Annotated in this window: 10 protein-coding genes; 4 read left to right on the top strand and 6 right to left on the bottom strand. The window is 62.6% G+C overall.

Translation table 11 applies throughout. The features are described from left to right. Positions 1-15 precede the first annotated feature (15 nt). The 3 genes from ftsA (at position 16) to lpxC (ending at position 3,591) form a co-directional block, all read left to right on the top strand. Positions 16-1,275, top strand: coding sequence for a cell division protein FtsA (gene ftsA / locus BLU85_RS23760; protein ID WP_003205342.1), 1,260 nt, complete (start codon positions 16-18; stop codon positions 1,273-1,275). Between the two features lie 98 nt (positions 1,276-1,373). Beyond that, positions 1,374-2,567 (top strand): cell division protein FtsZ, encoded by a 1,194-nt coding sequence (ftsZ, locus tag BLU85_RS23765; RefSeq protein WP_092204135.1) that lies wholly within the window; start codon positions 1,374-1,376, stop codon positions 2,565-2,567. 112 nt (positions 2,568-2,679) lie between these two features. Further along, positions 2,680-3,591 carry a UDP-3-O-acyl-N-acetylglucosamine deacetylase gene (gene lpxC / locus BLU85_RS23770; RefSeq protein ID WP_030139673.1) on the top strand — a complete coding sequence of 304 codons (912 nt, stop codon included), beginning with the start codon at positions 2,680-2,682 and terminating at the stop codon, positions 3,589-3,591. Positions 3,592-3,739: 148 nt separating this feature from the next. On the opposite strand, the gene BLU85_RS23775 is transcribed toward lpxC, so the two are convergent. The 5 genes from BLU85_RS23775 to BLU85_RS23795 all read right to left on the bottom strand — a co-directional run bounded on the left by BLU85_RS23775 (position 3,740) and on the right by BLU85_RS23795 (position 11,805). Beyond that, on the bottom strand, positions 3,740-5,233 hold the full coding sequence (locus tag BLU85_RS23775) for a sensor domain-containing diguanylate cyclase (protein WP_092204134.1): 1,494 nt from the start codon (positions 5,231-5,233) through the stop codon (positions 3,740-3,742). Positions 5,234-5,490: 257 nt separating this feature from the next. Then, positions 5,491-6,858 carry a heavy metal sensor histidine kinase gene (locus BLU85_RS23780; protein WP_092204133.1) on the bottom strand — a complete coding sequence of 456 codons (1,368 nt, stop codon included), beginning with the start codon at positions 6,856-6,858 and terminating at the stop codon, positions 5,491-5,493. Beyond that, entirely contained in the window at positions 6,845-7,528 is a 684-nt protein-coding gene (locus BLU85_RS23785) for a heavy metal response regulator transcription factor (RefSeq protein WP_092204132.1), read from the bottom strand. Before BLU85_RS23785 ends, BLU85_RS23780 begins: the two co-directional genes overlap by 14 nt. A 9-nt stretch (positions 7,529-7,537) precedes the next feature. Then, positions 7,538-10,651 (bottom strand): multidrug efflux RND transporter permease subunit, encoded by a 3,114-nt coding sequence (locus tag BLU85_RS23790; protein WP_092204131.1) that lies wholly within the window; start codon positions 10,649-10,651, stop codon positions 7,538-7,540. Further along, the gene (locus BLU85_RS23795; protein WP_092204130.1) at positions 10,648-11,805 is read right to left on the bottom strand and encodes an efflux RND transporter periplasmic adaptor subunit; all 1,158 of its coding nucleotides are present in this window, start codon (positions 11,803-11,805) and stop codon (positions 10,648-10,650) included. The genes BLU85_RS23790 and BLU85_RS23795 overlap by 4 nt, the downstream gene beginning before the upstream one ends. Positions 11,806-12,040: 235 nt before the next feature. Here BLU85_RS23795 and BLU85_RS23800 point away from each other — a divergent pair, with 235 nt between their 5' ends. After that, entirely contained in the window at positions 12,041-12,298 is a 258-nt protein-coding gene (locus BLU85_RS23800; protein WP_092204129.1) for a hypothetical protein, read from the top strand. Positions 12,299-12,325: 27 nt separating this feature from the next. Here BLU85_RS23800 and BLU85_RS23805 read toward each other — a convergent pair whose 3' ends face one another. After that, on the bottom strand, positions 12,326-13,294 hold the full coding sequence (locus BLU85_RS23805; RefSeq protein ID WP_060740766.1) for a LysR family transcriptional regulator: 969 nt from the start codon (positions 13,292-13,294) through the stop codon (positions 12,326-12,328). Positions 13,295-13,480 lie beyond the last annotated feature (186 nt).

Genomic DNA, 13,480 nt, shown 5'->3' on the forward strand with positions numbered 1-13,480 from the left:
GAAGAGGCAGGACCCATGGCAAACGTGCAAAGCGGGAAAATGATCGTCGGTCTCGATATCGGCACTTCCAAGGTGGTGGCGCTGGTAGGCGAAGTCGCGGACGACGGCACGCTGGTCATCGTCGGGATCGGTACACATCCGTCCCGCGGCTTGAAAAAAGGCGTGGTGGTGAACATCGAGTCCACCGTGCAATCGATCCAGCGCGCCATCGAAGAGGCGCAGCTGATGGCCGGTTGCCGGATCCACTCGGCGTTCGTCGGCGTGGCGGGCAATCACATCCGCAGCCTGAACTCCCACGGTATCGTGGCGATTCGTGATCGCGAAGTCAGCTCCGCGGACCTCGAGCGTGTACTCGACGCGGCCCAGGCCGTGGCGATCCCGGCCGACCAGCGTGTGCTGCACACCCTGCCGCAGGATTACGTGATCGATAACCAGGAAGGCGTGCGTGAACCCCTGGGCATGTCCGGCGTGCGCCTGGAAGCCAAGGTCCACGTGGTGACCTGTGCGGTGAACGCCGCGCAGAACATCGAGAAATGCGTGCGTCGCTGCGGCCTGGAAATCGACGACATCATCCTCGAGCAACTGGCCTCGGCCTACTCGGTGCTGACCGACGACGAGAAAGAACTGGGCGTGTGCCTGGTGGACATCGGCGGCGGCACCACCGACATCGCGATCTTCACCGAAGGCGCGATCCGCCACACGGCCGTGATCCCGATTGCCGGCGACCAGGTGACCAACGACATCGCCATGGCGTTGCGTACCCCGACCCAGTACGCCGAGGAAATCAAGATCCGTTACGCCTGCGCCCTGGCGAAGCTGGCCGGTGCCGGTGAAACCATCAAGGTGCCGAGCGTCGGCGACCGTCCACCGCGCGAACTGTCGCGCCAGGCCCTGGCCGAAGTGGTCGAGCCGCGCTACGACGAGCTGTTCACGCTGATCCAGGCCGAACTGCGTCGCAGCGGCTACGAAGACCTGATCCCGGCCGGCATCGTGCTGACCGGCGGTACGTCGAAGATGGAAGGCGCGGTCGAGCTGGCCGAGGAGATTTTCCACATGCCGGTGCGCCTGGGCGTGCCCCATGGCGTCAAGGGCCTGGATGACGTGGTCCGCAACCCGATCTATTCCACCGGCGTGGGCCTGTTGATGTACGGCCTGCAGAAACAGTCCGATGGGATCTCGTTTTCAGGGATCGGCAGCCGCGACAGCTACAGCAGCGACGAACCGAAGGCTCCGCTGTTCGAGCGGCTCCAGGCTTGGGTCAAAGGCAACTTCTAAACAGTTTCAAAGCTTCACGCGGCAGGTTTCAGGCTTGGCGCTGGAAGACGCAGCAAACGCAGTAGGCGAAAAAACTAGAGAATGAAAGGAGAGGGAAAATGTTCGAACTCGTAGACAACATCCCCGCTAGCCCGGTTATCAAAGTAATCGGTGTCGGCGGTGGCGGCGGCAACGCTGTCAACCACATGGTCAAGAGCAACATCGAAGGCGTTGAATTCATCTGCGCCAACACTGATGCTCAAGCGCTGAAAAACATCGGCGCGCGGACCATCCTGCAACTGGGTACCGGTGTGACCAAGGGCCTGGGTGCCGGCGCGAATCCCGAGGTTGGCCGTCAGGCTGCCCTGGAAGACCGCGAGCGCATCGCTGAAGTCCTGGCCGGCACCAACATGGTGTTCATCACCACTGGCATGGGCGGCGGTACCGGTACCGGTGCGGCGCCGATCATTGCCGAAGTGGCCAAGGAAATGGGTATTCTCACCGTTGCGGTGGTGACCCGTCCGTTCCCGTTCGAAGGCCGCAAGCGCATGCAGATCGCCGATGAAGGCATCCGCGCGCTGAGCGAAAGTGTCGACTCGTTGATCACCATCCCCAACGAGAAGCTGCTGACCATCCTGGGTAAAGACGCCAGCCTGCTGTCGGCTTTCGCCAAGGCCGATGATGTATTGGCCGGTGCCGTTCGTGGCATCTCCGACATCATCAAGCGTCCAGGCATGATCAACGTCGACTTCGCCGACGTACGCACCGTAATGTCCGAAATGGGCATGGCGATGATGGGCACTGGCTGCGCCAGCGGTCCGAATCGTGCCCGCGAAGCCACTGAAGCGGCCATTCGCAACCCGTTGCTCGAAGACGTCAACCTGCAAGGCGCCCGCGGCATCCTGGTGAACATCACCGCCGGTCCGGACTTGTCCTTGGGCGAGTACTCCGACGTGGGTAGCATCATCGAGGCGTTCGCTTCCGACCACGCGATGGTCAAGGTGGGCACTGTGATCGATCCGGACATGCGTGACGAGCTGCATGTGACCGTGGTTGCCACTGGGCTGGGCGCGAAAATCGAGAAGCCGATGAAGGTGATCGACAACACTGTCCAGACCGCCATGGCTTCCCAGCCACAGCAACAAGCCCCCGTTCGTCAGGAACAGCCTGCGGTGAATTACCGTGACCTGGACCGTCCGACCGTCATGCGCAACCAGGCCCAGGCCGGTACCGCGACTGCCGCGAAGATGAATCCGCAAGACGATCTGGATTACCTGGATATCCCGGCATTCCTGCGTCGTCAGGCCGATTGATGAAATGTATCAGGGGGATACGGGTGATTGGTGTTCAGCAAAGGTCTGGTCTGCTATCATCGCCAGCCTTTGTTGATACCAGTTCGCAATTTGCGCTGAAGCGGCCCATGCCATGATTAAACAACGCACCCTGAAGAATATTATCCGTGCCACAGGTGTCGGCTTGCACTCCGGCGAGAAGGTCTACCTGACCCTCAAGCCCGCGCCTGTCGATACCGGCATTGTGTTTTGTCGTGCCGACCTCGACCCTGTGGTGCAGATTCCTGCTCGCGCGGAAAACGTTGGTGAAACCACTATGTCGACCACACTGGTCAACGGTGACACCAAAGTGGACACGGTGGAGCATTTGCTCTCGGCCATGGCTGGCCTGGGCATCGATAACGCCTACGTCGAGCTCTCCGCGTCCGAAGTTCCGATCATGGATGGCAGTGCCGGACCCTTCGTATTCCTGATTCAATCGGCTGGCCTGGAAGAGCAGGACGCAGCCAAGAAGTTCATCCGCATCCTGCGGGAAGTGACAGTGGAAGACGGCGACAAGCGCGCCACTTTCGTCCCTTTCGAAGGTTTCAAGGTGAGCTTCGAGATCGATTTCGATCATCCGGTTTTCCGTGACCGCACCCAGAGTGCAAGCGTGGATTTTTCCAGCACTTCGTTCGTAAAAGAAGTCAGCCGCGCCCGTACCTTTGGTTTCATGAGTGATATCGAGTACCTGCGCAAGCACAACCTCGCACTCGGCGGCAGTGTTGAAAACGCGATCGTGGTCGATTCCGATGGTGTGTTGAACGAAGACGGCCTTCGTTATGAAGACGAATTCGTCAAGCACAAGATCCTCGATGCAATCGGCGACCTCTACCTGCTGGGCAATAGCCTGATTGGTGAGTTCAAGGGCTTCAAGTCCGGCCACGCACTGAACAACCAGCTGCTGCGCAAGTTGATTGAGCAGAAAGATGCTTGGGAAGTCGTGACGTTCGAAGACGCCAGCACCGCACCAATCTCTTACATGCGCCCTGTCGCGGCGGTGTAAGCAAAAAACCTCTCTAGTTTTTTAAGGGCTGCCTTCGGGTGGCCTTTTTTTATGGATGTTTCCTGAGGATCAGATGGGCCCTGTGGCGAGGGGATAAATCCCCTCGCCACAGGGAGCGCCGTGTCCATAGCCTTCGGGTGTTGCGGTGTTACATCGCGCAGACCACACGATTGCGCCCGCTGGCCTTGGCCTGGTACAGCGCCTTGTCCGCGGCGAACAAGAGTTGTTCGAGTTCGTTGTACGGTCCCTGGGTCCAAGTGGCGATGCCGATACTGACCGTCATGGGCGCTCCCCCATCGGACACCGGTGGCAGTTGTTCGACCGCGTCGCGAATATTCTGGGCCATGGTGAAGGCGCCAGCGGTGGTGGTCTCCGGCAGCACCACCGAGAACTCCTCACCGCCATAGCGCGCCGCCAGGTCGGCGGGGCGTCGGACATGCTGGCCGATCAATTGCGCCAAGGTGCGCAGGGCCTCGTCACCCTGTTGATGACCATGGCGATCGTTGAACGCCTTGAAATGATCGGCATCGATCATCAGCACAGACAACGGTTGGCCCGAACGTTGGGCGCGCAGCCATTCCTGCTGCAATGTCTCGTCCAGTGTCCGTCGGTTGGCCAGGCCCGTGAGGGCGTCGACGGACGCCAGTTGGGCCAATTCCCGTTCAGCCCTGTAACGGCGGCGCAATTCGCGGCGCAGCAGCCAGGTGAGCCAGAGCAAACCGATGCACAGTGCGCCGGTGGCGCCGCTGACCAACAACGCCGTGCGTTGCCATGAGGCGAAAACCTCTTGGTAGGAGAGCGCTACCACGACGATCAATGGCAGGTTGCCCACCTGGGAAAAGGTGTACAGCCGCTGTGTCTGATCAACACTGGAGATGCCGGTAAAACTGCCGTTACCTTCACGCAGGATGCGTACGAAGTTCGGTCGGTTGCTGAAGTCCTTGCCGATCATGTCGTCGGCCAGGGGCGGTTCCTGGGCCAGCAGAATCCCATCGCGGCTGACCAGGTTGACCGTCCCGTGGCCGACGTTCAGGCTTTTGAACAACTGGCTGAAGTAGTTCAGGCGCATCGCGGCCTCGGCCACGCCCATGAACTCACCCCGGTCGTCGCTCAGTCGATAGCTGAAACTGATGCGCCAATCGTGGGTGGCACTCCTGGAACGGAACGGGCGACTGATCATCATGCCCAGGTTCGGGTCCTGGACATGGGACTGGAAATATTCCCGGTCGGCGTAATTGCCTTTGCGCGGTTCGATCGAGGCGGAGTCGGCGATTACATCGCCATGCTTGTCGAGCAGCAGGATGTCGCCTTTGTAGGGGGCGGCGGTGGCGCGGTCGAACAGCGCCAGATGGCGAATCGCCGGCGAAACGTCTTTCAGGTCATCGCGTTTGGCGGCGGCGACCAGACCTTGCAGCGACAGATCGTAGAGCTCCACGTTACGCAGCACATCGGCGTCAATCAGTTGCACGATATTGGTCGCCGCACGTGTCGCAGCCTGTTGTGCGGCGGCATGTTCGCGGATCAACAGAAACGTCACGATGCTCAGGATGGCAATGACAACCAGCGAGCTGGCCAGTACGAATACCCGTTCCGAACGTCTCGAAAGCGGGGTGTTGCCGGGTGTCGCACTGCGCGCGCTCATGGTTCCGATGTCTGCATTGTCATGTGGCTGGGATCCGTCCCAAAGGATTGCAAACCGGCAATGAACCAGATGCTGGCCTTTTGCTGATTGTGCTTGGATCAATGAGAGCGGGCAATCAGTGTTTGCGCGATTACCCGGTAATTAATGAAAGCTGGGGGCGCGTTCGGACGGTATTCCGATTTTGCTACAGTTGGCTTTCGCCCAGCATTCATTGGCCTGGAAAGACCTGATAACGCGTACAAGCCCAGGGGAGGGGGTCAGGCCGGCAAGCGGATCCCGAACGTGTTGGCACCCTGGTCGCTGCGCACGAACACATCGCCACCGTGCATCAGCGCAATGGCCTTGACGATGGCCAGCCCGAGCCCATGGTTGGAGCCACTGTTGGTGCGCGAGGCATCGACGCGATAGAAACGTTCGAACAGGCGTGGCAGATGCTCGCCGGCGATCGGTTCGCCGGGGTTGGTGACGGCGAGGGTGATCTGGTCGCCAAGGGCTTCGATGCGCACGTCGATCACTTGTCCGGGCGCGGTGTGTTGCACGGCGTTGCTCAGCAGGTTGATCAGCGCCCGCCGCAAGTGAGCGATCTCGATGTTGGCCTGGGCGTCGCCGCTGACCCGGACCTGGACCTGGGCATCCTCCAGAATGAAGTCCAGGTAATCGAGGGTGGTCGCCACTTCGCCGGCCAGGGATGCGCTGGTCAACTTGGTGGCCTTGCTGCCCTGGTCGGCGCTGGCCAGGAACAGCATGTCGTTGATGATCGAGCGCAGCCGCTCCAACTCCTCGAGATTCGATTGCAACACTTCGAAGTAATGTTCCGCCGAGCGCCCACGGGTCAGCGCCACCTGGGTCTGGCCGATCAGGTTGGTCAGGGGCGAGCGTAACTCGTGGGCGACGTCGGCGTTGAACGACTCCAGCCGCGAGTAGGCCTGTTCGACCCGGTCCAGGGTGGCGTTGAAGGAACTGACGAACTGGCTCAGTTCCGGCGGCAAGGGTGACAGTTGCAAGCGCCCGGACAGGCGGGGTGGAGCCAGGCGCCGGGCTTCCTCGGACAGCTTGATCAGCGGTTTGAGACCGATGCGGGCGACCCAGTAGCCCAGCAACGAAGCCAGGAGCACGCCGACAATCGCCAGGCTCACCAGCGCCACCAACAGGCGATGCTGGGTCTGGTAGAAGGTCTCGGTGTCGATGCCGATCATGAAGCGCAGCGGCGGGCGTTGGTCCTTGGCCGGGAATTGGCTCACCAGCACTTTCATCGGGTAGTGCCGATGGGGCAACGTCAGGTCGCGTTTACCCAGCGGGCCTTGGGCAAAGGTGCGGATCTGCGCATCGGGATCGCCGTATTCAAAGCGCGGATCGTCGCTGACGATCCAGAAATGGATGCGCTTGTCTTCTTCGCCAAGCAATCGCAGCTTGTTGTTGATCTTCACCCAGTGTTCAGGCGTGCCGTAGCGGCCGACGGTGGACTCCAGGACACTGTAGCGGGCATCGAGCTCGGCTTCTGGCAACAGGCCCAGGCCCTTGCCGACCTGTTGGTACAAGGCGCCGCCGATCAACAGGAACACCAGCGCCGCCACCAGCGTGAACATGGCGCTCAAGCGCAGGGCGATGCTGTCAGGGACGCTCATCGCCGCGACTCTCCAGCACATAACCCATGCCGCGAATGGTGTGCAGCAACTTCTGTTCGAATGGCCCGTCGAGCTTGGCCCGCAAGCGTTTGATCGCCACCTCCACCACGTTGGCGTCACTGTCGAAGTTGATGTCCCAGACCATTTCGGCAATGGCGGTTTTCGAGAGGATTTCGCCCTGGCGGCGAGCCAGGACGCTGAGCAGGGAGAACTCCTTGGCGGTCAGGTCCAGGCGTTGGCCGGCGCGGGTGGCCTTGCGGCTGATCAGGTCGATCCACAGGTCGGCGATGCTCACCTGCACCGGTTCATGGCCACCGCTGCGGCGGGTCAGGGCTTGCAGGCGGGCCACCAGTTCGAGGAAGGAGAAGGGCTTGCCCAGGTAGTCATCGGCCCCGTCGCGCAAGCCCTTGATGCGGTCCTCGACCCGTTCCCGGGCGGTGAGCATGATCACCGGTGTCTGCTTGCGGGCGCGCAGGGCCCGCAGTACGCCGAAGCCGTCCAGGCCCGGCAGCATCACGTCGAGCACGATCACCGCATAGTCGCTTTCCAGGGCCAGGTGCAGCCCTTCGATGCCGTCCGGCGCCACGTCCACGGTGTAGCCCTGTTCGGTCAGGCCGCGGTGCAGGTAGTCCGCGGTTTTTTCTTCGTCTTCGATGATCAGAACGCGCATGGCCCCGCCTCAGTGGTCTGTGCTCGCCAGCGCCGTCGGCGCCGACCCTGGCTGTTGGGCGGGCCGATGGAACACTCGCTCGAGCCACAAGTATATGACCGGTGTCGTGAACAGCGTCAGCGCCTGGCTTACCAACAGGCCGCCCACCACGGCGATGCCCAGGGGCTGGCGCAGTTCCGCGCCGGGGCCATAGCCGAGCATCAGCGGCAGGGCTCCGAGCAGGGCCGCCAGGGTGGTCATCATGATCGGGCGGAAGCGTGTCAGGCACGCCTGGAAAATCGCCTCCTGGGGAGCCAGCCCTTTGTTGCGCTGGGCGTCGAGGGCGAAGTCGATCATCAGGATGCCGTTCTTCTTGACGATCCCGATCAGCAGCACCAGCCCGATCAGCGCCATGATCGAAAAGTCCTGGCCCAGCAGCCAGAGCATGATGAGCGCGCCGAGGCCGGCCGAGGGCAGGGTGGAGATGATCGTCAATGGGTGCACGAAACTTTCGTAGAGCACGCCGAGAATGATGTACACGGCCACCAGCGCGGCCAGGATCAGCCACGGCTGGCTCGCCAGCGAGCTTTGGAAAGCCTGGGCCGCGCCCTGGAAATTACCGGTGATGGCGGCCGGCATGCCGATTTCGTTCTTCGCCTGGTCGAGCAGGCGCACCGCGTCTCCCAGGGCCACGCCAGGCGCCAGGTTGAACGACAGGTTGGCGGCCGGGAACATGCCGTCGTGGGCAATCGACAACGGGCCGTTGCTCGGCGCATCGAAGCGGGCCAGGGCCGAGAGCGGCACCATTTCCCCACTCAGGGGCGAACGCAGGTAGAAATACGCCAGGCTTTCGGCCTTGCCCCGCTGCGCGGTATCGAGCTCCAGGATCACGTTGTACTGGTTGGTCTCGGTCTGGAATTCATTGATCTGCCGCTGGCCGAAGGCGTCGTACAGGGCCTGGTCGACATCGGTGGCGGTGAGGCCGAAGCGCGCCGCCGCGCTGCGGTCGATGTCGATGTGGGTGATGCTGCCGCCCAGTTGCAGGTCGTTGGAAATGTCACGGAACGCCGGGTTGCCGCGCAGCTTGTCGGTGAGTTTTTGCGTCCAGGCGTTGAGGCTCGGCCCGTCGTTGCTCTTGAGCACGTATTGATACTGGGCGCGGCTGGGACCGGAGCTGAGGTTGATGTCCTGCCCGGCCCTGAGGTACAGCACCACGCCGGGGATTTTCAGCAATTGCGGGCGGATCCGGTCGATGAAGCCGCTGGCCGACACGTCACGCTCGCCCCGGGGCTTGAGGGCGATCCAGAAACGGCCGTTGGCGATGGTCTGGTTATTGCCCGAGACGCCGACGGAGTGGGAGAAGGTCTGCACTGCCGGGTCGGCGGCGACGATGTCTGCCAGGGCCTTGTGCTTGGCCACCATGTCCGGGAACGACACATCGGCGGCGGCTTCGCTGGTGCCCAGCACCAGGCCGGTGTCCTGCACCGGGAAGAAGCCCTTGGGAATGAACACATAGCCCACCACCGCCAGTGCCAGGGTCAGGCCGAACACGCCGATCATCAGCTTCTGATGGGCCAGGGCCTTGCGCAGGCCCCGCTCATACCCGCCCAGCAGGCGTTCGCCGAACCCCGCCTTGCCATGGGCGTGATGCGCCGGGGCGCGCATGAACAACGCGGCCAGGGTCGGCGCCAACGTGAGGGACACCACCACCGAGATCAGGATGGTCGAGGTGGCGGTCAGGGCAAACTCCTTGAACAGGCGCCCGACCACGCCGCCCATGAACAGCAGCGGAATGAACGCGGCGATCAGCGAGAAACTGATGGAGACCACGGTGAAGCCGATTTCGCCGGCCCCCTTGATCGCCGCCTCGCGCATGCCGTCGCCGGCCTCCAGGTGCCGGTGGATGTTCTCCACCACCACAATCGCATCGTCCACCACGAACCCTACCGAGATGACGATCGCCACCAGGGTCAGGTTGTTCAGGCTGAAACCCATCACGTACATCAGGGCGAAACTGGCGGTCAGCGACACCCCCAGCACCGCCGAGACGATCAGGGTCGCCGAGAGCTGGCGCAGGAACAACGCCATCACCGCCACCACCAGCAGCACCGCGATCAGCAAGGTGATTTCCACTTCGTGCAGCGAGGCGCGGATGGTCTGGGTGCGGTCGATCAGCACCTTGACCTGCACCGCCGCAGGCAACATGGCCTGCAGGGTGGGCAGGGCCGCCTGGATGCGGTCGACGGTCTCGACGATATTGGCCCCCGGTTGCCGGAAAATCACCAGGTTGACCCCGGGCTCGTTGTCGGCCCAGGCCTGGACGTAGGCGTTTTCCGAGCCGTTGACCACCTTGGCAATGTCCTTGAGGTGAACCGGTGCCCCGTCCCGGTAGGACACGATCAGCTCTCCGTACTCCGCGGGCTTGAACAACTGGTCGTTGGTGGACAGGGTGGAAATGCTCGACTCACCGTACAAGGCGCCCTTGGCCAGGTTGAGGCTGGCCTGTTGGAGCGCCAGGCGGATGTCCGCCAGGGTCAGGCCGATGGCGGCGAGCCGGTCGGCCGAGGCCTGGACCCGGATCGCCGGACGCTGCTGGCCGGTGATGTAGATTTGTCCTACGCCATCGATCTGGCTGATCTGACGGGAGAGCAGGGTTTCGACGTAGTCGCTCAGTTCGGTGCCGGGCATCAGCGTGGAACTGATGCTGAGGATCAGCACCGGGCTGTCGGCGGGGTTGACCTTGCGCCAGGTCGGCAGGTTCGGCATGTCGTTGGGCAGTTTGCCGGCGGCAGTATTGATCGCCGCCTGCACTTCCTGGGCGGCGGTGTCGATGCTTTTATCGAGGCTGAATTGCAGGATCAGGTTGGTCGAGCCCAGGGCGCTGCTGGAGGTCATCTGGGTAATGCCGGGAATGGCACTGAATTGCACTTCCAGCGGCGTCGCCACCGACGACGCCATGGTTTCGGGGCTGGCCCCGGGCAACTGGGCGTTGACCTGGATGGTCGGGAATTCCGCCTCCGGCAACGGCGCGACGGGCAGGCGAGGAAACGCGATCACCCCCAGCAGCACCAGGGCGAACGTCAGCAGTACCGTGGCGATAGGGTGGTCGATGCACCACGCTGAAACCGAGCCGCGGCCCTTCATGGTTGCGGCTCCGCGGTCTTGGCCAGGGCGGGCGGATCACTGAGCACCTGGATGTGGCTGCCCGGCTTGAGCCGTGACTGGCCGTCGCTCACCAGTTGGTCGCCGGCGTTCACCCCCCTGATGATGTGCAGGTCGCTGTCCTGGTAAACCATCTCCACCGGCACGCTCTCGACCTTGTCGCCCTTTATGCGGTACACGAAGTGTTGCTCCAGGCCGCGCTGGACCACGGTGGGCGGTACCACCAGGGCATCCTTGTCGATGGCGGTCTGGATTTTCAGTGTCACCAGTTGCCCTGGCCACAGCCGTTGCGCGGCGTTGTTGAATTCAGCCTTGGCCCGCAGGGTTCCGGTGTTGGCGTTGATCTGGTTGTCGATGAGGCTCAGGCGTCCCTCGCCGAGCAGCTCCCCGGTGGCGCCATCGGCGCCGATATAGGCCTTGACCAAGGCTTGCTCGGGGGCGGCGATCAACCGTTGCAAGGTGGGCAGCATTTGCTGGGGCAGGGAGAACTCCACGGCGATGGGGTCGATCTGGGTCACCGTGAACAGGCCTTCGGCGTCGCTGGTGCGCAGGAAGTTACCTTCGTCCACGTTGCGAATGCCGACGCGACCGCTCACCGGGGAGCGGATCTGGGTGTAGGACAGTTGCACCTGTGCCGAGTCGATGGCCGCCTGGTTGCCCTGGGCGGTCGCCTTGAGCTGGTTGACCAGCGCCTGTTGCTGGTCGTAGGTCTGTTTCGAGACGCCGTCATCGACGCTCAGCAACTTGTAGCGCTTGAGATTGACCTGGGCCACCGCCAGTTGTGCCTGGCTTTCGCCGAGCTGGGCGCGGGCCTGGTCGAGGCTGGCGCGGATCGAGCGGTCGTCGATGGTCGCCAGCAGGTCACCCTTCTTGACCAACTGCCCCTCCTTGACCAGCAGCCGGGTGAGGATGCCGTCGATCTGCGGACGGATCACCACGCTGTGCAGCGACAGCACCGTGCCGATGCCGCTGGCAAAGCGCGGTACGTCCTTTTGCATCACGCTGACGACCCGTACCGGAACGGCGGCGGGAGCGCCGGGCCTGGCGGTCGCGGGCTTGAGCAAAAACCAGAGGGCGAGGGCCGCCAGGGCGATCAACAGCACGACAATCAGGACAGTTTTCTTCTGGATGCGCATGGATATGAAGGGCCGGTTCAAGACACAGGAGTTGGAGCTTTCTTATATAGCGTTGCGAGCCGGTCAGGAAGGTGACGCCTAACTGACAGGCTTGTCAGTTTTGTCCCGGCTTGCTGTCGGATGAATGCATATGCCGGATGAAACTGCCAGCGCGCGGTGATATCGGGCAGGTATACTGCCGCCTTTCGCGGCTCGCCCTTCGGGCCCGACTTGCATGCATGACCCGGAGCCTTACATGACTTCCCCGACACCTTCGCCCGCGGACGAACTCCCCGGCGGCGAACAGGCCGATTTGCCCGTCAGCGATGTTTCCAGCAGCGAGGACATCAAGGCGGCGATCCCGGCTTTCAAATTCCCATTCAAACCCGGTGAACTGGCGGCGGCCAAGGGCGCCGGGCAACAGCCGTGGTACAAGAACGGCGCGAAGAATGGCCATACCAAGACCCCGGGCGCGGCGCCTCCCGGTACGCGGCGTTCCATGGGCAAGCGCTGAATTGCTCCTTCGAGCACGGGGACGACTTCAACTCGTGACCCGTGCGCCTGCTAGGCTGCCACTCAATTCGTAAGCCGTCAGCTCAGCCTGGTGCGCCGCGAGGATTTCCGGCAACGAGCCGCGCAGGTACTCGACCCAGGTCTTGATCTTCGCATCCAGGTATTGGCGCGACGGGTAGATGGCGTAGAGGTTCAGTTCCTGGGAGCGGTAGTTGGGCATGACCCGCACCAGCGTGCCGTTGCGCAAGCCTTCGATGGCCGCGTACACCGGCAATACCCCCACGCCCATGCCGCTGGTGATCGCGGTTTTCATCGCATCGGCGGAGTTCACCAGGAACGGTGAGCTGTTGATGGTGACCATCTCTTGGCCTTCCGGGCCGTCGAACACCCATTTTTCCAGCGGAATGACCGGGCTGACCAGGCGCAGGCAGGCGTGGTTGAGCAGGTCGCTGGGTTTTTGCGGGCAGCCGCTCGCTTTCACGTAGGCGGGCGAGGCGCAAACGATGCTGTAGGTGATCCCCAGGCGCTGGGAGACGAAGCCCGAATCCGGCAGTTCGCTGGCGAGCACGATGGAGACGTCGTAGCCCTCGTCGAGGATGTCCGGCACCCGATTGGCGAGGGTCAGGTCGAAGGTCACGTCCGGATGTGTCTTGCGGTAGCGGGCGATGGCGTCGATCACGAAATGCTGGCCGATGCCGGTCATGGTGTGGACCTTCAACTGCCCGGCCGGTCGCGCGTGGGCGTCGCTGGCTTCGGCTTCCGCTTCTTCGACGTAAGCCAGGATCTGTTCGCAACGCAGCAAGTAGCGTTTACCCGCCTCGGTCAGGGCGATGCGCCGTGTGGTGCGGTTGAGCAGGCGGGTTTGCAGATGGGCTTCCAGGTTGGAAACCGCACGCGAGACGTTGGCTGTGGTGGTATCCAGTTGCACGGCGGCGGCGGTGAAACTGCCGGCTTCGGCCACACAGCTGAACGCGCGCATGTTTTGCAAGGTGTCCATGGAGGGCTCTCTTGGGAGGTGGCAAATTGTGACATGAAGTTACAGAGGTGCGGGACCCGACTAATGGATTATCGCGTTAACGGTAACAAAGATTCGCAAAAAGGTCGGCTTATCGCCGTTCGGCGGGGTGCCTAGAATTGCCGGCACTGTGGGCGCGCGGGACTCCTGTGGGAGCGAGCTCGCTCG

Source organism: Pseudomonas sp. NFACC14 (assembly GCF_900106885.1).
Classification (GTDB): Bacteria; Pseudomonadota; Gammaproteobacteria; order Pseudomonadales; family Pseudomonadaceae; genus Aquipseudomonas; species Aquipseudomonas fluorescens_AA.